Below are 20,852 nucleotides of genomic sequence, written 5' to 3' on the forward strand. Positions count from 1 at the left end.
AAACATACCAAAAGGTGACTCAAATAAAAAACGCAAGATATTATAAGCACTTATTACACAGCACTGCGAAGAAATTCTAACTAATTGGTCTAACAAAACTAATGATAAAGAATTAGAGGCAAAACGCACTTTTTGATTCGTGCGCGCATTTAACTTCTCTTACCTGAAACCACAGAGTTGAAAGGACTCATTGATGTTTTTACCCTCGACGTCTCGAAAGACTGAGTAAAACAGGCCAACATAACTACCAAAAAACCCAGCTAGAATGCTGGGTTATGGTTTATTTTGCCACTTATCTTTACAGTTTTAGATTAAACATGGTCTAAAACGGAATATCATCATCGAAATCCATTGGTGGCTCATTACTCTGTGGTGCAGGAGACTGTGCCGGGCGAGATGGAGCGCCGCCGCTGAATTGCTGAGATGCTTGTTGTGGCTGCTGTGGTTGTCCCCAACCGCCTTGTGCTGGTGCATCCTGGTTGGCTGCACCACCGCGGCCGCCCAGCATCTGCATGGTGCCACCAACATTTACCACGATTTCAGTGGAGTAACGGTCTTGACCGCTCTGATCCTGCCATTTACGAGTCTGCAAAGAACCTTCGATATAAACCTGAGAACCTTTACGCAGGTACTCTCCGGCGACTTCTGCCAATTTGCCGAATATCACAACCCTGTGCCATTCAGTTTTCTCTCTCATCTCACCGGTTTGCTTATCGCGCCAGCTCTCAGACGTTGCCAGAGTAATGTTGGCGACTGCACCGCCGTTCGGCATATAGCGAACTTCCGGGTCCTGCCCCAAATTACCTACTAAAATAACTTTGTTTACGCCTCTGCTGGCCATTGGGAATACTCCTGATGAAATGAATTTTTGCTAAAAAACGGAATTCTCTAATTATAAGCGAAGTAGTCTACCATGCGAGGACTAAGTTTAAACATAGAGCCGTTATATTATACTTTGCGAAGCTCATCGTACTTTACATTGTCATGGCTACAGCATAATTCCCCATTGAATACTGTATATCCATTCAGCAATGTTTGTGCAATAATGACGCGTTTATGAGTTTTGCACTATTAATAGAGCTTTGCACTATCAATAATCTGGGAAGTGGTATATGGATAACATCGAAGTTCGGGGCGCCCGCACCCATAATCTCAAGAATATTAATTTAATAATTCCCCGCGACAAGCTGATAGTCATTACTGGGCTATCAGGTTCCGGTAAATCATCTCTGGCTTTCGATACCTTGTATGCAGAGGGTCAACGTCGCTATGTTGAATCACTCTCTGCATATGCACGCCAGTTTTTGTCACTGATGGAAAAACCGGATGTCGATCATATTGAGGGGCTATCCCCGGCCATTTCCATTGAACAAAAGTCTACTTCCCACAATCCGCGATCTACGGTCGGTACAATAACTGAAATCCACGATTACCTTCGTCTGTTATTTGCACGAGTGGGAGAGCCGCGCTGCCCTGAGCACGATATCACACTGGCGGCACAAACGGTCAGCCAGATGGTAGATAACGTTTTGGAATTACCGGAAGGCCAGCGCCTGATGCTACTGGCTCCTGTCGTCAAAGAACGTAAAGGCGAGCATACCAAATTGCTGGATAATCTCGCTGCACAGGGCTATATCCGCGCTCGTATTGATGGTGAAGTGTGTGATCTTTCCGATCCACCAAAACTCGAATTACAAAAAAAACACACCATTGAAGTCGTCATCGACCGTTTCAAAGTACGTGCCGACCTCGCCCAACGATTAGCAGAATCATTCGAAACCGCGTTAGAGCTTTCCGGTGGTACTGCTGTCATTGCCAATATGGATGATACTCAGGCAGAAGAGCTGGTCTTCTCCGCCAATTTTGCCTGTTCGGTATGTGGCTATAGTATGAGCGAACTGGAGCCACGCCTGTTTTCCTTCAACAATCCCGCAGGTGCCTGTCCAACTTGTGATGGTTTAGGTATTCAGCAATTTTTCGATCCTGAGCGTGTTATTCAGAATGAATATATTTCCCTTGCAGGCGGTGCAATCCGAAATTGGGATCGCCGTAATTTCTATTACTTCCAGATGTTGAGTTCGCTGGCTGCACACTACAAATTCGATATTGAAGCACCGTTTAATCAACTGAGCCCGGCCATTCAAAAAGTGGTTCTATACGGCTCAGACAAAGAGTCCATCGAGTTCAAATACATCAATGACCGTGGCGATGTGACCGTTCGTCACCATCCGTTCGAAGGCATTTTGCATAATATGGAACGTCGCTATAAAGAGACGGAATCCATCGCAGTACGGGAAGAATTAGCAAAATGTATCAGCAATCGATCTTGTATTTCTTGCGGCGGAACACGATTGCGTAAAGAAGCTCGTTATGTCTTTATCGAAAATACCACGCTACCGCAAATTTCGGATTTCAGTATCGGTCATGCGATGGAGTTTTTCCAAAATATCAAATTGAGTGGACAACGGGCCAAAATTGCCGAAAAAGTCCTGAAAGAGATCCGCGATCGACTGAATTTCTTGGTTAATGTTGGACTGAACTATCTGACTCTTTCTCGTTCAGCAGAAACTCTTTCAGGCGGGGAAGCCCAGCGTATCCGTTTGGCGAGCCAGATTGGAGCAGGCCTTGTTGGTGTGATGTATGTGCTGGATGAACCCTCCATTGGCCTGCATCAACGGGATAATGAGCGTTTGCTGGAAACGTTGCTGCATCTGCGCAATTTAGGCAATACCGTTATCGTGGTCGAACATGATGAAGATGCCATTCGTGCGGCTGACCATATTATTGATATCGGGCCGGGTGCTGGCGTGCATGGTGGCGAGATTGTTGCCGAGGGAACTGTCGTCGATATCATGGGAAACCCAAAATCCCTCACAGGAAAATACCTGAGTGGTGAACGTAAAATTGCTATTCCAGAGCAACGTGTACCAGCCAATCTAGACAAAATGCTGAAATTGATTGGCGCAAAAGGCAATAACCTGAAAAAAGTAACATTAAAACTGCCTGTAGGCCTGTTTACTTGTATCACTGGTGTTTCTGGCTCCGGCAAATCAACATTGATCAACGATACATTGTTCCCTATTGCACAGCGTCAGTTAAATGGGGCAACAAATATTAATCCTGCACCTTATGTCGATATCCAAGGCATTGAGCATTTTGATAAGGTGATAGATATCGACCAAAGTCCGATCGGCAGAACTCCTCGCTCGAATCCTGCCACTTATACTGGCGTATTCACGCCTGTAAGGGAATTATTTTCCGGCGTTCCTGAATCCCGAACCCGTGGTTATACACTGGGGCGTTTCAGTTTCAATGTTAAAGGCGGGCGCTGCGAAGCCTGTCAGGGCGATGGCGTAATTAAAGTTGAGATGCACTTCTTGCCTGATGTTTATGTGCCTTGCGATCAATGCAAAAGTAAACGTTACAACCGTGAAACGTTGGAAATCAAATATAAAGGAAAAAATATTAATGAAGTGCTGAATATGACCATCGAAGAGGCCCGTGAGTTTTTCGATACAGTTCCAGCCCTCGCACGTAAGCTACAAACTTTGATAGATGTTGGTCTCTCCTATATTCGTTTGGGGCAATCCGCTACGACACTTTCAGGTGGGGAAGCACAACGGGTAAAACTGGCGCGAGAGTTATCCAAACGAGGTACAGGCCAGACATTGTATATTCTTGACGAGCCAACAACTGGTCTGCATTTTGCCGATATTCAGCAATTACTGTCCGTTTTGCATCAACTGCGAGATCAAGGGAATACCATTGTCGTCATCGAACATAATCTGGATGTTATCAAAACGGCTGACTGGATTGTCGATCTCGGCCCTGAAGGCGGAAGCGGCGGCGGTGAGATATTGGTATCAGGAACGCCAGAGGAAGTGGCTCAGTGCGAGAAATCTCACACAGCTCGTTTTTTAAAACCAATACTTGATAAAGATTAATTTACTAATTTTGCAACTTAATCATCTACAATATTCCCCACTTTGTGGGGCTTTTTTTATTCATTTTCTATCTAATTGTTAACCAATATTCACCTTCATATGTGTAAAAAAGCCTTTTCTTACGCTCATTTTGCATGAAACAAACTTTCGTAAATCAGGATTGTATTGTTGTTCTAATATTATTAATGATCACATTGCCAACGCATTAATGCCATAATGGCATAACATATGCTTTAAATTTATAATGGAGATTAAACATGTATATGTTTTTACCGTTCTTAATTGCGCTAGTTATAATCGTCACTGTTATTATCGGCAAGAAAAAACTGACATATACGCTTTGGTTTGCTTTATTCATCATCACGGTATTTTGGTTTAAATATCATGCAACTGATGCATTAAACCTTTCTTTCTAATCGGAGGCCGTAATGAATAATACAATGTCAGCATCGCGTAATGTTAACCTCGCAATGGCCTTAAATATCTTGGGCCTGTTCGGTATTAGTGTAATTTTGATAGTCGCGTTTTATTATCAATTGGCGCGTTTTGAACTTCCCTGCCCATTATGTTTATTGCAGCGTGTAGGCATCATCATGATTGGTTTCGGCTTTTTGTTTAATATTTATTTCGGTATAAAAAATACCCATTACAGCCTCTCATTACTCGGCTGTATTGTGACTGGTTTCGTTGCCATGCGTCAAGTTTCTCTCCATATCCTGCCGGGAGATACGGGATATGGCTCAACTTTCTTCGGCCTGCATTTTTATACCTGGGCTGCAGTTATGTCGATTCTGACCATCATTGCTATCGCGGTTATTATGCCTCTGAAAGCAGGTAATACTGATTCGGCAAAATACACACCACCAGCATTAGGCAAAATTGTTATGGGCTTGTTCGCATTTTTAATTGCGGCCAATCTGGTTTCTACCATATTGGAATGTGGCAGTGGACAATGCGATGACAACCCAACGTTCTATCAGTTACTAAAAAAGTAATCCTTTTACACTGAAATCATTAAAATAGAAGGCTACACAATCCCGGCAGCCTTCTATCTTTTCCAATAAAATCTTTTCAGCCAGACTCTTGCCTGAGAAATCACCGGAAATATATTCTGCAATTATCGCTTCAACAGCTCCGAATCAATAAAATAGCAAACTTCATGTGCTTCTTCCGGGGTCGGAACCTCCAGCTTGCCAAGCATCCGATCCATCACTTTATCCGGTACAGCATATTGGCGATTACTGTTCTGCTGACGCCAGCACTTATAGTCTTGTTCAATGTAAATAACCCTAACCCTGGCATCATAACTCACAAATAATTTGATGAGTTGCTGACGCATCTGCCTTGTCAGATTAGTGGCATTCCAAATGAAATTTTGCCCGCTGCGCATTTTCTCTCTGGCTTGCTGCTTTGCCTGCTGAACAACCCAACCATTAGCATCTTTATCTGCCGGGCTAATTTGATGCTCACGACGTATCGCATCCAAACTAATCACGGGCATTCCTTCGCCATGCAATTGGATAAAATGGTCTTTACCCATGCCCGGCAATCCACACAATAAGGTTACCTGACTGCCATAGTTATCATAAGGCTGATAATCTGGCTGTTCGCTATCCGTAAAAAAGTAATGGAAACGGGCTTCGCCAGACGAGAATATCCTCGGTTCCCGCCAGCAATTTTGTTCACGGCAATAAAGTTCAAATAGTTCAATACGCCCCAATAGTTCCTGTGCATCATGACATACACGCCCCAATACATCAGCTTTTGCCAGTAAAGTCAGCAAATAAGTATCGACACGTAATGATGCTGCCAATAGTGCTTTTTGTGGACTGGGCTTTTCCATTAACCACAATGGTAAGCCGTGGAAACGCACAAGCGCGGCAATCTGTTCCCGTATTGCAAATGGTGTTGGTATTTGCTGAAACAGAATTGTTCTGGCTGTTAATTCTCCTTTACGGGCATGCCCCGGAGAAATAATGCGCCCATCCCAATCTACCTGTGTCGTACTACGTTTCTCTACATCATGCAACAATGCCGCCGTCCAAAGAATTTCCTGTTCTTCTTTAGCCAATAATGAATATTCGGGCAATTGCTCTAACTCAGCTAATACCATTTGAGTGTGGATCGCAACATCACCTTCTGCATGATAAATAGGATCTTGTTGAACTCCATCCATATCAGCGATAAAAGAGAAAGTTGAGGATAAATAATCCCATGACTTATTGTAGCTGAATACCCAACTCATTCCCTTTCTCCTTTTGCCCTGTTTTTATTTGAACCAAAAAGGCTTTTATTTGAACCAGAAAAGCGTTCGAAATATAAAGGTGCTCTTTGCCAATGACGTTTCCAATGCATATCCGTTTTGACATGGTTTTTTCGCACATATTTAAAAACATGATGCGGAAAATCAGTCACCAAATATTCTCCTGCATCCCGGCTAACAATGCCTTCCATTGAGCACGGCTGTTTGGTCTGTTTGTCCCAAGAAGCAAAGGAACTTCCCTGCCTTGCCGTTTCAGTAATATTTTGCATAAATGAGGATTCATTCCATGTTTCAGGAATCTTTATTTCAGGGACTGTCGGAAAATCAAATAATGCGGCATAAAATTTGACCTCTTCCCAACTGAGCCAACAATCTTTAATTCGCACTGCAAACACAAAGAAATATTCTTCAATATGAAAATATTCAATGGAGTGAATGGCATAAAGATTTTCACCAAAGATCTCGATATCGCCTAAATCACCTTTGAGCAATTGCCAACGCTGACGAATTTGTTGAGTCCATGCCGATTGCGTTGGTGCAGCATGTGAACGGGCAAATACACCATAGCGACTCAAACAGTTATTCTCACCGTCCAACTTTTCGGTATGAATAAGCTGCTTGATTTTTTTCATATCGTGCCACCAATGATGATTAATACGATCGTCACTGGTCGTGCCTGGCGAGAACGGATAATGGAACGTTCTACCATACTTTCTTGATTGCATATCCATAATGCTTTAACTCTTATGATAATTATCCCAATAAAAACGCGATTGCGCCTTTAAAGACTAATGTTCATCTGAATAACCGATGAAAGAGCTCAAGAGTTGGTATTACATTTTCTTTATTTCCATTTAGTTAATTCTTTTATAAAAAAGGATTAAGTTAACTATTTGATTGGATTTAATATGAACGTGAAAAGTTTTTTTAATTAAGATGACCACTATATATGAAGAAGTTATAGATTAACAGAGCGAATAAATTCCAATCACAAATACCCTATAAAAATCCTCTAATTTGAAACAGTACTTATTTGAGACAATACTTATTTGAAACAACACTTTCAAGTCGCAGCTTTATTGGCCACAACTTGAAATTCTACCAGTAATATAAAATCACTAACTCACAGCTGCAAACGTCTCTGCAATGCGCTGTACGTTATGATGATTCACACCAGCCATACAAACGCGGCCAGAACCTACCAAATAAACACTAAATTCTTCACGCAATCTATCAACTTGTTCCTGACTAAATCCGGTATAACTGAACATGCCGCGCTGTTTCAGTAAATGGTCAAAGTTTTTCTCAGGCAGAGCTTTTTTCAATGCATTTACCAATACTGTTCGCATTTCCAGAATACGCAAACGCATCCGTTCTACTTCCTCCAGCCATTGGCTCTTTAATTCTGTATTACTCAATACCCTGGCAACAACTTGTGCCCCAAAATTTGGAGGGCTGGAGTAAATACGGCGTACTCCTGCTTTCAATTGTCCCAAAACGCATTCAGCCGATTTTGCATCGTCACAGATAATTGATAATCCACCGACCCGCTCACCATACAGTGAGAAGATTTTCGAGAATGAGTTACTGACCAGACAAGGTAGATCCGCATTAGCCATTGCACGGATCGCATAAGCATCTTCTTCCATGCCATCGGCAAAACCCTGATAAGCAATATCAAGGAAAGGGAGTAATTCCCGCTCTTTAGCAACTTGAACCACAAGATCCCATTGATCACTGCTGAGATCGGAGCCTGTTGGGTTATGGCAGCAAGGATGCATTAAAATAATACTTTTTGCAGGTAGTTGCTTAAATGTTGCCAGCATTTCGTCAAATTTTACCCCTTTAGTTTTGTCATCAAAATAAGGGTAATAGTTCACCTTGACGCCTGATCCGGCAAAAATAGCAGCATGGTTTTCCCAAGTTGGATCACTGCACCATACTTCAGAGTCAGGGAAATAACGGTGTAAGAAATCTGCTCCTATTTTCAATGCGCCTGAGCCACCCACTGTTTGAATAGTTGCAATGCGCTTCTGGTTTAACAATGGATGCTCTTTACCGAATAGCAATTCCTGAATTGCCACACGATAGGCAAGCAATCCTTCCATTGGAAGATAAAGGGAAGCAGACTGTGGCAAAGCGCTCATTTGTTCTTCAGCGACAGCAACAGCCTGCAATTTTGGGGTTATACCCTGCTCATCGTAATACAGCCCGATGCTCAGATTAATTTTTTCTGCACGGGGATCGTTTTTAAATGCTTCCATCAACGACAGGATAGGATCGCCTGCATACGCATCAACATTCTGGAACACTACGTTATACTCCCTGCTACCGAGTTTATAAAAAATTCAATAGCAAACAATATAACTTACTGGATTATTCGTCTAGATATTCCATTGCAACGCGTGAGGTCAGTTTCGTAATCAGCTCGTAAGCGCTGATCCCTGAATGTTCCGCAATTCTTTCAACCGGCAGGACATTGCCCCAAAGGATAACTTCATCCCCCACTTTATCCTGACATATTGGCCCCAGATCTACAGTAATCATATCCATAGACACGCGGCCAACCAGCGGCACTTCCCGACCATTGATAAATACAGGTGTACCGGCAGGTGCACTTCGGGGATAACCATCACCATACCCCATCGCCACGACACCAATGCAGGTATCACGTTCACTGCTCCATGTACCGCCGTATCCTACTGACTCCCCTGCTTTATGCTTACGTACTGCAATTAAGCTGGATTTCAGGGTCATAGCAGGGCTTAAATTGAAGTCAGCAGCCGTTTTATCCGCTGTTGGCGAAGCACCATACATCATAATGCCGGGACGAACCCAATCCAGATGTGCCTGCGGCCACAATAAAACCCCTCCCGATGCAGCGATGGATTTTTCGCCAGCTTTATCTGCAATAAATGCCATAAAGCGATCAATTTGTTGCTCAGTCGTATCAACCGTAGGTTCATCTGCACGGCTAAAATGGCTGACTATATTAACGGGTTGTTCAACATTATGGCAGCGACTCAGGCGTTGATAAAATGCTTCAGCCTCATCAATCCTAACCCCCAGACGATGCATACCAGTATCGAGTTTCATCCATACTTTAACTGGGTGGGACAAATCCGCTTGTTCCAATGCTTCAAGCTGCTCAATGCAATGCACCACGGTTTCAATATGATTGACGACCAGTACGGGTAGATCCGCCGCTTCAAAAAAACCTTCCAATAGCAAGATTGGTTTGACGATCCCACCACTACGCAGGGCAAGCGCTTCCCCAATTCGAGCGACACCGAAACAATCAGCATCTTCCATTGTGTACGCAGTTTCTAATAAACCATGTCCATAGGCGTTTGCTTTCACAACTGCAATCAGTTTACTGTCAGGAGCCTGTACTCTAACTTGTTGCAAGTTGTGTCGCAGAGCACGGCGGTCGATAACAGCAGTTGCCGCTTTCATTTCATCCCCTTTTTATAATTTTTCGCTCAGGTTTGATAAATAACAGACTATCTTTGATGTTGATTATTCAAGCTGTTTGAGCATCAGCAATAGACTCTTAGATTTATTCGTCGCTATAACTTGGCCCAGCATAATTATCAAATCGTGACCATTGGCCATTAAACGTCAGCCTTACTGTACCGATAGGGCCGTTACGCTGTTTACCAAGGATGATTTCTGCCACACCTTTCAGTTCACTGCTGTCGTGATAAACCTCGTCACGATAGATAAACATGATCAAGTCAGCATCCTGTTCAATAGAGCCTGATTCACGCAGATCGGAGTTAACCGGCCGCTTATCAGCTCGTTGTTCCAAGCTACGGTTTAGCTGGGAGAGTGCGACAACCGGCACTTGAAGCTCTTTCGCCAATGCTTTCAGTGAGCGGGATATTTCCGCAATCTCCAGCGTTCTGTTGTCAGATAAAGAAGGTACCCGCATCAATTGCAGATAATCGATCATAATCAGGCTAAGCCCGCCGTGTTCGCGGAAAACCCGCCGCGCACGGGAGCGCACTTCTGTTGGTGTCAGACCGGATGAGTCATCAATATACATATTGCGTTTTTCCAGCAAAATCCCCATGGTGCTGGAAATTCGCGCCCAATCCTCATCATCAAGCTGGCCGGTACGAATACGTGTTTGGTCTACACGGGACAGGGATGCCAGCATACGCATCATGATCTGATTGCCGGGCATCTCAAGGCTGAAAATCAAAACTGGCTTATCCTGCATCATCGCTGCGTTTTCACACAGATTCATCGCAAAAGTCGTTTTACCCATTGAAGGACGCGCCGCCACAATAATTAAATCTGATTTCTGCAAGCCGGCAGTCTTCTTATCCAGATCTTGGTAGCCCGTAGAAACCCCTGTCACGCCATCATGTGGGCGCTGATAGAGCATCTCAATTCGCTCAACGGTTTCTTCCAGGATCTGCTCTATACTTTTCGGGCCTTCATCTTTATTCGCCCGATTTTCTGCGATCTGGAATACACGTGATTCTGCCAAATCCAAGAGTTCTTCGCTGGTTCGGCCTTGTGGATCATAGCCTGCATCTGCAATTTCATTTGCCACTGCGATCATATCGCGTACTACCGCACGCTCGCGGACGATATCAGCATAAGCGTTGATATTCGCTGCACTTGGAGTGTTTTTTGACAACTCAGCAAGATAGGCGAACCCGCCGACATTATCGAGATCGCCATTCTGTTCGAGAGATTCAGATAACGTGATCAGGTCGATAGGTTTGCTCCTTTCGAGCAAACGCTGCATTTCAGAGAAAATACGCCTGTGTGGTCGGCTGAAAAAGTCATTGCTGGTAACCCGCTCGGATACATTATCCCAACGTTCATTATCCAGCATCAAACCGCCTAACACGGATTGCTCTGCTTCCAAAGAGTGTGGTGGAAGTTTCAGCCCTTCCACTTGGCGATCTTTTGGTTCAGCCATACTGTTGTTAGTTGGTTTTTTCCCAGCCATGTATACCGCATTAATCCACTAAACAAAAAACGAAATAGCGCATAAGTATACGCCATGAAAACAGCCTTGAGTAATTATATATAGTCTGTAATGATTTCGGACACATTAACGCAGTTTGTATCAATTGCAATGCAAAAGTGCGGGGCTGTTTCCAATATTTTTAACATAATGAGAGAGTTACCATGGCAAAACGTATTGAATTTTCCGCCACTGGCGGCCCAGAAGTACTCCGATATTGTGAATTTACGCCTGTTTATCCTACAGCTGATGAAGTACAAATTGAAAATAAGGCCATTGGTATTAATTATATTGATACCTACATACGTAGCGGGTTATATCCACCAGCTAATCTACCCAGTGGGCTGGGAACAGAAGCGGCAGGTATCGTCACTAAAATTGGGTCAGGTGTAACATCCACTAAGGTCGGGGATCGTGTGGTTTATGCCCTATCTGCTTCTGGCGCTTATAGTGAAATACACAATGTACAAGAAAACAAATTAACCATACTTCCAGATGCTATATCATTCGAACAAGCCGCCGCATCATTCTTGAAAGGCCTGACTGTCTATTATCTTTTCCACCAAACCCACAAGATCCAAACAGGGGAATCTTTCCTATTTCATGCAGCGGCTGGTGGTGTTGGTTTGATTGCGTGCCAATGGGCAAAAGCATTGGGAGCAAAATTGATTGGGACGGTTGGCTCAGATGAAAAAGCCAATCTTGCCAAAGCAGCCGGGGCATGGCAGACCATCAATTATAATCGCGAGAATATCGTAGAGCGTGTTTTGGATATCACTGACGGTAAAAAAGTAGATGTGGTTTACGATTCCGTTGGTCAAGCAACGTGGCTGGATTCTCTCGACTGCCTGAACCCTAGGGGACTGATGGTCAGCTTTGGTAATGCTTCAGGGCCTGTAACAGGGATAAACTTAGGGATCCTCAATCAGAAAGGCTCACTGTTTCTCACTCGTCCTTCTCTGTCTGGTTATATCACTACCCGTGATGAATTGAATGAAGCCAGCAAAGTACTCTTTGATTTCATTGCCAGCGGCAAAATCAATGTAGATGTTCCAGAAAGCCAGAAGTTCCCATTGAGCGAAGCAATAAGAGCACACCGGACACTGGAAAGCCGTGCAACCCACGGTTCCAGCTTATTGATCCCGTAATATCTATTGTCCTGAAATTCTATTCTCTGAGCGGGCTATACCCGCTCAGTTACCATTTCCAGTGCTTTTTCAACAACCATAATATCAGCACCCTGCTTATGGGCATTTTCACTCAAATGGCGACGCCATTGGCGTGCACCGGGAATCCCCTGAAAAATTCCCAAGATATGGCGGGTGATATGACCTAAATAAGTACCTTGAGACAATTCCTGTTCAATATAAGGATAAAGCGACTTAACCGCATCAACCGTATTGGTCACAGGAACTGTTTGGTCAAACAACTCACAATCCACACGTGCCAGAATCGATGGGTTTTGGTAAGCCTCCCGACCAATCATCACACCATCAACATATTGTAAATGCTGCTTTGCTTCTTCCAGTGATTTAATACCACCGTTAAGAGAAAGCGTCAGTTGCGGAAAATCTTTCTTTAATTGATAAACTCGTGGGTAATCCAAAGGCGGAATTTCGCGGTTTTCTTTTGGGCTTAAACCAGACAACCATGCTTTGCGCGCATGAATAACAAAATTATCGCAATCGCTGTTTTTTACGACAGTATCAATGAAATCACACAGAAACTCGTAGCTATCCTGTTCATCAATTCCGATACGGGTTTTGACGGTAACCGGAATATCCACTACATCCTGCATCGCCTTAACACAATCGGCTACCAGCGTCGCTTCTCCCATCAGGCAAGCACCAAAGCGACCGTTTTGCACGCGATCAGAAGGGCAACCAACATTCAAATTGATTTCATCGTAACCCCGTTCCTGCGCAATCTTCGCACACTGCGCCAAGGCTTCAGGATCGCTGCCACCCAATTGTAATGCCAATGGATGTTCTTGTTCGTTATAGGCCAGATAATCCCCTTTGCCATGAATAATCGCGCCCGTTGTGACCATTTCCGTGTAAAGCAGAGCTTCCTTGCTTAATAAGCGATGGAAGTAACGGCAATGACGATCCGTCCAATCTAACATGGGGGCAACGGAGAAGCGAGATGATGGGTGCATATCACAAACCTCATTTAAAAATCAAAAAGATAGCGCCGATATCGTCGCTTTATATTCTGGTCTATTTCGGCTTATTCAGCCATTAGGAAATACTCAGGGGGAATACAAACTCCCCCAAATTATCCAAGGCGGGCGATTATACAGAGCGAGAAGGATCGCTTCAAACTCAACCAAAACTGAATATTTGTATTAGTCCCACTCAAAGCACAGTGCTGAGAATTTCTCTTGAACTTCATTGATAAATCGGTTTGTACTAGAAAAGCTCCAATTTCGAGCAATGTAGTATCCTTCACCTTGATAGCCAAACTCAGGTTCTAACTGAGTACGATACTTTTTGTATTTATCTCCAACTCCTTTAATTTCTTCATATTTTTTCAGTAACTGAAACGAACAAGTTTTATTATTTCGGAGATAATGAAAACCAGATTCATCAATTAGTTTATGATCCTCAAGTGCTTTAATTGTATAAAAACCAATGTCTGACTTATGAAATCCTTGCCGATAAAGTTTCCCATTGACATACAGATTAAGTGATGAGTGATTTTTTTCACTATTACGAGCAGCTCTTTTTTCTCGCTTTTTGGAACGTACCTCTATCTGGTAATCCATCTCTTCAGGAAGCGGGATAATTTGCTCAATATTCAATAAAAGTTTTTCGCTTACTCGAAAAGGTTGCAGGCGAACACAAGTTATGTCCATTCCTATATCATTCATCCACAAAACCGATGTCGTAATCTCTTTAGAAAAGTTACGAGCAGCTAAAACAATGCGTGTCTCTTTAGCAAAATTATCTTTTTGTGGAGAATCCCATGCCAAAAAATCTAACATCGAGCTTTCAGCATCAATATCCTGTCTTGCTTGACTCAAAAATTCCTTATAGGCACTAACGGCCTGTTCCCAAGTTAGATTCGAAACCATAGCTGCGTAACGAATCGCCTGAAGTTCCATGTGACCACCATCATCATCCCGCTTAAGTTCTATAACGACGAGATTGGCGGACTTATCAATACCAAGTAAGTCAAGACGACGATTGGAACCAACAAAATGACTATATTCTTCTGCGATCACTAACGTGTCAGGGCTAATGGCTTCAATTTGTGATTTTAAAAGACGCTGAATATCTTGTCGCTCCTTCAGTTTCTCCGTTTCAAATGAAGTCATCTCAACTTTTACTAGCGTATCTTGTGTTAACTCATATATTGCCACTTAAGTTCCCTTATACCCACTCAACATATCAAAAATTACCAGTGCAAATTGGCGCGTTTTTTCTGAGTCAGAGAGACGTTGTATCATTTGATTTTGGTGCGTTGCACTACTACTTAAAATTGCATCATCAATGGCTTGAGGAAAATCACCTAACATAGCCTATTCACATGTATTATTCGCTATTTAGCTCATGACAGTTTCGCTTTCAGTCAATTTGTCTCGAACGGTGAAAGCATGATTAATCATGTTTTTCCTTTTACTATATAGTGTAAATTCCTATCCCTGTAGGGTATTAGTGCAAAACTCGAATTTCAGTATGGCTACTATCCTCATCCATTATTTCATCATCGAGTGAATCTTCCATTTGATCTCGCAATATGGAATTAACTACATCAGCAAAACCGTCTTTCATATATTGTTCTATAAAAATGCCTTTCGCATTTAACCAAGGTAATTGGGCTATCGGCCAGTCACAATGTTCTTTGTAAAACAAAAATTCTTTCAGGCGCTCTTTCACAGTGTCAAAATCACGACTCCAATAAGCATTTCCTAGTCGGTAATTTGTGTGGAATTCATCAAAACTGCCAAAAATTTCATAAACATAATCGGCTGTTTTAAGTATATTTTTCCACGCTGTTTCTTCACTGATATAACCGGCAGAAAAACAGTTTCGACTCAGTACAATTGCTCGCCAAAGATCAAATCCCCAAAGTAAAGCGGGAGGACGTCCATCAATTGAACGAGAACATTGCTGTACATATTCAGGCTGTTCTTCAATCAAACTACCAAGCACCTTGAACATTTCTCCATCGGTAAAAACCGCATCAACCGCAAAACGTTCTGAATGCATCCCTGCCCATAATTCATGCAATATTTCCCAATAATCTTTTTCATTAAGAATGCCCCAACTTTTGTAAACTTCGGATTGATGAGGCTTTGCATCAGACAGAGGTAAAATACGATATTGATAATTATCGTGAGAAACACGGCTTTCCAAAGGGTAATGTTCTAATGTTTCTGTCCAAAATCCGTCGTAATAGCAGCTGACGATATGCAAGCGTAATGCCTGACGTTTTTCTTCCGACAAAACAGAACACTTTGCCTGTGAGTAATAGCTTTTTTGTTCAATAATAGGAAGGTTTTTGATGCGTTGGAGACTGCAAATGGAGAGATATATACCAAGTGAATTCAAACCAACCAAGCCAGCCCAGAGCAGATACCCCTCTGAAGATATATTAGGGGTATTAAAGATCAATACCGTTATTCCGAGCGATAATACACTCAGCAAAAGTGTTGCAACCCAAAGAATGGTTAAACCAACTGCCTGAATAGGCTTGAGGAATGCCACTCCTTTTCTTTCCTTGAGGATATTTTTGATTATCCGAAAACCATTAACAGGAAACCTTCTATTATTGGGGTGGTTTTGCAGTAATTCTTTCATTTTTAATCCATTAATCAAGTAAGCTGTATTTCAAATGTTTTTAATGCTGAAGTTTTGTCCTTTCCAAACGAAACAATTAGAATGCTATATTTAAAAAAATCACGATTTTAACTACCAATATAATTATCATGATAAACCAACTCAAACCTTCAGATATTATCCAATATTTCCAGTTTTATTTTCTCCGTTTTTTAGCCCATTTTATTGTTCTTATCCACGAATTACTTTTATTTCCAATCAACGTGTATTTGTAAATCAAGTGTCTCATAATGGCAAGATAACCACTCTTCTTTACAGGTATATTACATACCAGAAGAGAACTGAACATTATATGGATTCCACTCCCAACTCCAAAAAAATGGTAACATTAAAGTTATTAGCATCATGTAGGTGTGAGAGGTGTAATGAAAACTATCAATCAAAAAAAGTTACTGGCACAGGCTGAAGCAATCTGTCTGTCAAGAGGGGTTCGTTTGACACCTCAACGCCTTGAAATTCTTCGCTTAATTACAGAGCAACCTGGTGCAATAAGCGCTTATGATTTACTGGATTTATTGCGTGAAGTAGAACCACAAGCAAAGCCTCCAACGGTTTATCGTGGATTGGAGTTTCTACTGGAACAAGGTTTTATTCACAAAATAGAATCTACAAACAGTTATGTTCTTTGTCATCATTTTGAAGAACCCAGCCATACTTCGGCTATGTTTATCTGTGAAGTTTGTAATGCAGTAACCGAGAAAGATGCAAAAGATATTGAGTCCGCTATTCAGCAGTTAGCTCAAGGTACAGGGTTTCATTTGCGAAATAGCGTGATAGAAGTCCATGGTATATGTTCTTCCTGCTATGAGATTGAATCTTGCATGGAGCGTGATACATGCCAGCACAATCATTCAGTTGAAGAGAATAAAAAGAAATAAGAAAAGAACGATTGATGCCGGATTAGGCAATAAGGCGGTCATAACTGAATATAATCACATATTTTTCAATGTACCCGCTAAACTCAAGTTTAACGGGTACTGGGGAAGATGACCGCCCCAGAGAATGGCAAAGTACAATTATCTGTTTTTACAATCAGACCCAGTCCCCGTTACGAATAACGCCTACTGCCAACCCTTCAATAGTGAAACTCTGCTCGCTTAAATCGACAACAATTGGTTGAAATTCTGGATTCTCAGCAATCAACTCGATTTTGTTTCCTGTTTGCTTGAAGCGTTTTACTGTGACTTCATCTTCGATACGCGCCACGATGACTTGCCCATTATGAACATCCTGTGTTTTATGCACAGCCAGTAAATCCCCGTCCATAATGCCGATATCTTTCATAGACATCCCACTCACACGCAACAGAAAATCAGCACTTGGTTTGAATAATTCAGGATCAACCTTATAATGACTTTCAATGTGTTCCTGAGCTAATAGTGGTTCCCCAGCAGCAACACGACCGATCAGCGGCAATCCCGCACCTTCATCTTCCTCCTCAAGAAGCAAACGGATACCTCTGGATGCACCAGATATCATCTCTATCACCCCTTTACGCGCAAGTGCTTTTAAATGCTCTTCTGCTGCGTTAGGTGAACGAAAACCAAGACGTGCTGCAATTTCAGCTCGTGTTGGTGGCATACCCGTTTGCGAAATATGGTCACGCACCAAGTTATAAACTTGCTGCTGCCTAGCAGTTAATGCTTTCATTTCGCCCCCTGTTTGTTTATACAGTCCGACTGTGAGTATATACAGGTAAATTCGAATTGGGAACCTGTCAGCATGTAAAAGCAACTAAATAACGTGCTTTGATGAAAAAACACACCATCTCAACGCATGAAATATGACCAAAAGATCATTCCCCAGATAAACAGCGCCAGAAGTATGGTAAGCAATACTGCCGCAGACCCCATATCTTTCGCCCGACCCGATAATTCATGATATTCACTGCCAATACGATCCACTACCGCTTCTATAGCACTGTTGAGGATTTCGACAATAACTACAAGCATAACAGAGCCAACGAGAAGGAGCCTCTCGAATAAGCCAAAATCTAAAGAAAATGCAATGATGATCGCAAGTATGGCAGCAATTGTTTCCTGCCGAAATGCCGCTTCATTCTGCCATGCCGCCTTAATTCCTTTCGCTGAATACTCAGCCGCTTTAATGATGCGGATCAAACCTGTTGATTGATTTGCCATAAGAACTTTCTTCAGTGAACTTAATATTTGTATGTTTATATAACTTTTAGCTCTTATTATTGTCTTATTTCCACAGATCTCAAAATCTGTTTCTGGTATCCTTGCGACGCGTTGCTAACAAGAGGCTTAAAGCAGTTATGTCAGGCTGGCGTAAAATATACTATAAGTTATTGAATTTACCACTAAAATTATTAGTAAAAAGTAAACTAATCCCTACGGATCCCATTGCGGAGCTGCGTCTTGATACGACTCGGCCCATTTTGTACGTATTACCGTACTACTCAAAAACAGACTTATTGACCTTGCGTCAACAATGTCTGGCGCAAGATTTGCCGGATCCGTTGAATCCTTTGGAAATTGGTGACACACAGCTTCCCAGTTGTGTTTTTATCGATAACGGTCCCCGTGTGTTCCGTTGCTATGCTCCAAAATATGAATCTGTAAAGATTTTCCATTCTTACCTGGATTTGCATCGCAATAATCCTGATTTGAATATCCAGATGGTGCCTGTTTCTGTCATGTTTGGTCGTTCTCCAGGGCGCGAAGGGCAAGAAGGGAATACAGCTCCGCAATTACGTTTACTAAATGGCGTGCAAAAGTTTTTTGCAATCCTATGGCTTGGACGTGATAGTTTCGTGCGTTTCTCCACCCCTGTGTCTCTACGCCGTATGGCCGACGAACATGGTACGGATAATATCATCGCCAATAAACTTGCCCGTGTTGCACGGATACACTACTCCCGTCAACGTCTTGCGGCAGTTGGGCCTCGCTTGCCTGCCAGACAGGATCTGTTCAATAAGTTACTGGCATCAAAGGCAATAGAAAAAGCGATTGCTGATGAAGCACGCAGCAAAAAAATCTCTCCAGAAAAGGCAAAACAGAATGCCATCAATATGTTGGAAGAGGTTGCTGCGGATTTCTCCTATGAAACAGTACGCTTGACCGACCGAGTTTTGAGTTGGACATGGAACCGTTTGTATCAAGGTATCAATGTTCATAATGCCGAACGTGTTCGCCAGTTGGCGCAGGATGGCCATGAGCTGGTTTATGTACCATGCCACCGCAGCCATATGGACTATCTTTTACTCTCTTATGTGCTCTATCACCAAGGGCTGGTTCCACCGCACATTGCCGCGGGAATTAACCTGAATTTTTGGCCTGCCGGCCCGATATTCCGTCGTCTTGGCGCATTTTTCATCCGCCGTACGTTTAAAGGCAATAAGCTCTATTCAACCATCTTTCGTGAATATCTCGGTGAGCTGTTTGCCCGTGGTTATTCGGTTGAATACTTTGTCGAAGGGGGACGCTCCCGCACTGGTCGTTTGCTTGATCCAAAAACCGGAACTCTCTCTATGACATTGCAAGCGATGCTTCGAGGAGAATCTCGACCAATCACTATTGTGCCTATCTATATCGGATATGAACATGTGATGGAAGTGGCGACATATGCCAAAGAACTGCGTGGTGCAACCAAAGAAAAAGAAGGTTTTTTCCAGATGGTGCGGGGACTGCGCAAATTACGTAATCTGGGGCAGGGTTACGTGAACTTTGGTGAGCCGATCCCATTGATACAATACCTGAACCAACATGCTCCAGAATGGCGTGACTCCATTGACCCAATCGAATCCCAGCGTCCAACATGGCTGGCTCCAACAGTCAGTAAACTGGCTGACAATATTATGGTCAATATCAATAATGCTGCTGCGGCCAATGCTATCAATTTATGCACCACGGCATTATTATCATCACGCCAGAGAGCACTTACTCGCGAACAGCTTATTGAGCAGTTGGATTGCTATCTGCAATTACTGCGTAATGTGCCTTACACTAACGATATCACGGTGCCAAACAAAACAGCGGAAGAGTTGTTGGATCATGCTTTGCTGATGAATAAGTTCGAGGTCGAAAAAGATAGTCTAGGGGATATTATTATCCTGCCACGTGAAAGCGCGGTATTGATGACTTATTATCGCAACAATATCCAACACTTGTTGATCCTGCCATCCCTAATTGCCAGTATTGTTATGCATCACCGCCGCATTAGTCGCAGTGAGTTGCTCAGACAAGTAGCGTTGATTTATCCGCTGATCAAGCAAGAGCTTTTCATGCGTTATAGTAAAGAAACGCTCTCTGATGTCGTCAGTACTCTGGTTGATGAGCTGACGCATCAATGCCTTATCTGTAACAAAGAGCAAGAAATGCTGGTGCTGAATCCTGCACGCATTCGCCCATTGCAATTACTGGCGGCAGGTATCAGAGAAACGCTGCAACGTTATGCCATCACGCTTTCTTTGTTGAATGCCACACCTGAAATCAGCCGTGGTGTACTGGAAAAAGAGAGCCGGATGTTAGCTCAACGTCTGTCTGTACTACATGGTATCAATGCACCAGAGTTCTTTGACAAGGCGGTTTTTGCCAGCTCAGTCAATACGCTGCGCGAAGAAGGCTATATTCAAGACAGCGGCGACATAATTACTACCTGCGCTCAGGAACTATATCATGTATTAAGTGAGCTGATGTCACCTGAAATTCGTTTGACGATTGAAAGTGTCAGCATGCCACCAGAACAAAATGAACCTGCACAGGTAGTACAAGAGCAGCAATAACGACGTTAAGCTGGTCATGGAAAATAATAAATCAACGGGCGGTAATCCGCCCGTTATATCAAAGGTA

The 20,852-nt window shown here is 42.8% G+C and carries 18 protein-coding genes; 6 read left to right on the top strand and 12 right to left on the bottom strand.

The features are described from left to right. Positions 1–322 precede the first annotated feature (322 nt). Complete coding sequence (gene ssb1 / locus Xvie_RS25460; RefSeq protein ID WP_086108852.1) at positions 323–841, bottom strand: single-stranded DNA-binding protein SSB1; 519 nt, start codon at positions 839–841, stop codon at positions 323–325. A 271-nt stretch (positions 842–1,112) separates the two neighbouring features. Between ssb1 and uvrA the strand changes: the two genes are divergently transcribed. The 3 genes from uvrA to Xvie_RS25445 all read left to right on the top strand — a co-directional run bounded on the left by uvrA (position 1,113) and on the right by Xvie_RS25445 (position 4,939). After that, entirely contained in the window at positions 1,113–3,944 is a 2,832-nt protein-coding gene (gene uvrA / locus Xvie_RS25455) for an excinuclease ABC subunit UvrA (protein WP_086108851.1), read from the top strand. Positions 3,945–4,207: 263 nt separating this feature from the next. Next, positions 4,208–4,360, top strand: coding sequence for a DUF5993 family protein (locus Xvie_RS25450; protein WP_244175554.1), 153 nt, complete (start codon positions 4,208–4,210; stop codon positions 4,358–4,360). A gap of 12 nt (positions 4,361–4,372) precedes the next feature. After that, on the top strand, positions 4,373–4,939 hold the full coding sequence (locus Xvie_RS25445) for a disulfide bond formation protein B (RefSeq protein WP_086108850.1): 567 nt from the start codon (positions 4,373–4,375) through the stop codon (positions 4,937–4,939). A 122-nt stretch (positions 4,940–5,061) separates the two neighbouring features. Here the strand turns inward: Xvie_RS25445 and Xvie_RS25440 are convergent, their stop codons facing one another. From Xvie_RS25440 to dnaB, 5 genes are all read right to left on the bottom strand, one after another. Next, positions 5,062–6,189: an AAA family ATPase gene (locus tag Xvie_RS25440; RefSeq protein ID WP_086108849.1), complete on the bottom strand. Its 1,128-nt coding sequence runs from the start codon at positions 6,187–6,189 to the stop codon at positions 5,062–5,064. Then, the gene (locus tag Xvie_RS25435; protein WP_086108848.1) at positions 6,186–6,938 is read right to left on the bottom strand and encodes an RNA ligase family protein; all 753 of its coding nucleotides are present in this window, start codon (positions 6,936–6,938) and stop codon (positions 6,186–6,188) included. Before Xvie_RS25435 ends, Xvie_RS25440 begins: the two co-directional genes overlap by 4 nt. 387 nt (positions 6,939–7,325) lie before the next feature. Further along, the gene (locus Xvie_RS25430; RefSeq protein ID WP_086108847.1) at positions 7,326–8,519 is read right to left on the bottom strand and encodes an amino acid aminotransferase; all 1,194 of its coding nucleotides are present in this window, start codon (positions 8,517–8,519) and stop codon (positions 7,326–7,328) included. Positions 8,520–8,583: 64 nt separating this feature from the next. Then, a complete protein-coding gene (gene alr, locus Xvie_RS25425) occupies positions 8,584–9,663 on the bottom strand; it encodes an alanine racemase (protein ID WP_086108846.1) in 1,080 nt (359 codons plus the stop codon). A gap of 103 nt (positions 9,664–9,766) precedes the next feature. Beyond that, positions 9,767–11,176 (bottom strand): replicative DNA helicase, encoded by a 1,410-nt coding sequence (gene dnaB, locus Xvie_RS25420; protein WP_086108845.1) that lies wholly within the window; start codon positions 11,174–11,176, stop codon positions 9,767–9,769. A gap of 182 nt (positions 11,177–11,358) precedes the next feature. On the opposite strand from dnaB, the gene Xvie_RS25415 reads away from it, so the two are divergent. After that, on the top strand, positions 11,359–12,342 hold the full coding sequence (locus Xvie_RS25415; RefSeq protein WP_086108844.1) for a quinone oxidoreductase: 984 nt from the start codon (positions 11,359–11,361) through the stop codon (positions 12,340–12,342). 35 nt (positions 12,343–12,377) lie between these two features. Here Xvie_RS25415 and dusA read toward each other — a convergent pair whose 3' ends face one another. From dusA to Xvie_RS25395, 4 genes are all read right to left on the bottom strand, one after another. Further along, the gene (gene dusA / locus Xvie_RS25410; RefSeq protein ID WP_086108843.1) at positions 12,378–13,352 is read right to left on the bottom strand and encodes a tRNA dihydrouridine(20/20a) synthase DusA; all 975 of its coding nucleotides are present in this window, start codon (positions 13,350–13,352) and stop codon (positions 12,378–12,380) included. A gap of 189 nt (positions 13,353–13,541) precedes the next feature. Continuing rightward, positions 13,542–14,558 carry a PDDEXK family nuclease gene (locus tag Xvie_RS25405; protein ID WP_086108842.1) on the bottom strand — a complete coding sequence of 339 codons (1,017 nt, stop codon included), beginning with the start codon at positions 14,556–14,558 and terminating at the stop codon, positions 13,542–13,544. Next, complete coding sequence (locus tag Xvie_RS25400) at positions 14,559–14,714, bottom strand: hypothetical protein (RefSeq protein WP_208612539.1); 156 nt, start codon at positions 14,712–14,714, stop codon at positions 14,559–14,561. Positions 14,715–14,850: 136 nt separating this feature from the next. After that, positions 14,851–15,999 (bottom strand): DUF1266 domain-containing protein, encoded by a 1,149-nt coding sequence (locus Xvie_RS25395; RefSeq protein WP_086108841.1) that lies wholly within the window; start codon positions 15,997–15,999, stop codon positions 14,851–14,853. Positions 16,000–16,403: 404 nt separating this feature from the next. Between Xvie_RS25395 and zur the strand changes: the two genes are divergently transcribed. After that, complete coding sequence (gene zur, locus Xvie_RS25390; RefSeq protein ID WP_086108840.1) at positions 16,404–16,916, top strand: zinc uptake transcriptional repressor Zur; 513 nt, start codon at positions 16,404–16,406, stop codon at positions 16,914–16,916. Positions 16,917–17,070: 154 nt separating this feature from the next. Here zur and lexA read toward each other — a convergent pair whose 3' ends face one another. Together lexA and Xvie_RS25380 are read right to left on the bottom strand one after the other, a co-directional pair. After that, entirely contained in the window at positions 17,071–17,688 is a 618-nt protein-coding gene (gene lexA, locus Xvie_RS25385; RefSeq protein WP_086108839.1) for a transcriptional repressor LexA, read from the bottom strand. Positions 17,689–17,807: 119 nt separating this feature from the next. Next, positions 17,808–18,179 carry a diacylglycerol kinase gene (locus tag Xvie_RS25380; RefSeq protein ID WP_086108838.1) on the bottom strand — a complete coding sequence of 124 codons (372 nt, stop codon included), beginning with the start codon at positions 18,177–18,179 and terminating at the stop codon, positions 17,808–17,810. Between the two features lie 137 nt (positions 18,180–18,316). On the opposite strand from Xvie_RS25380, the gene plsB reads away from it, so the two are divergent. Next, entirely contained in the window at positions 18,317–20,785 is a 2,469-nt protein-coding gene (plsB, locus tag Xvie_RS25375) for a glycerol-3-phosphate 1-O-acyltransferase PlsB (RefSeq protein WP_086108837.1), read from the top strand. The last annotated feature ends 67 nt before the right edge of the window (positions 20,786–20,852 follow it).

Source organism: Xenorhabdus vietnamensis, assembly GCF_002127535.1.
GTDB lineage: Bacteria > Pseudomonadota > Gammaproteobacteria > Enterobacterales > Enterobacteriaceae > Xenorhabdus > Xenorhabdus vietnamensis.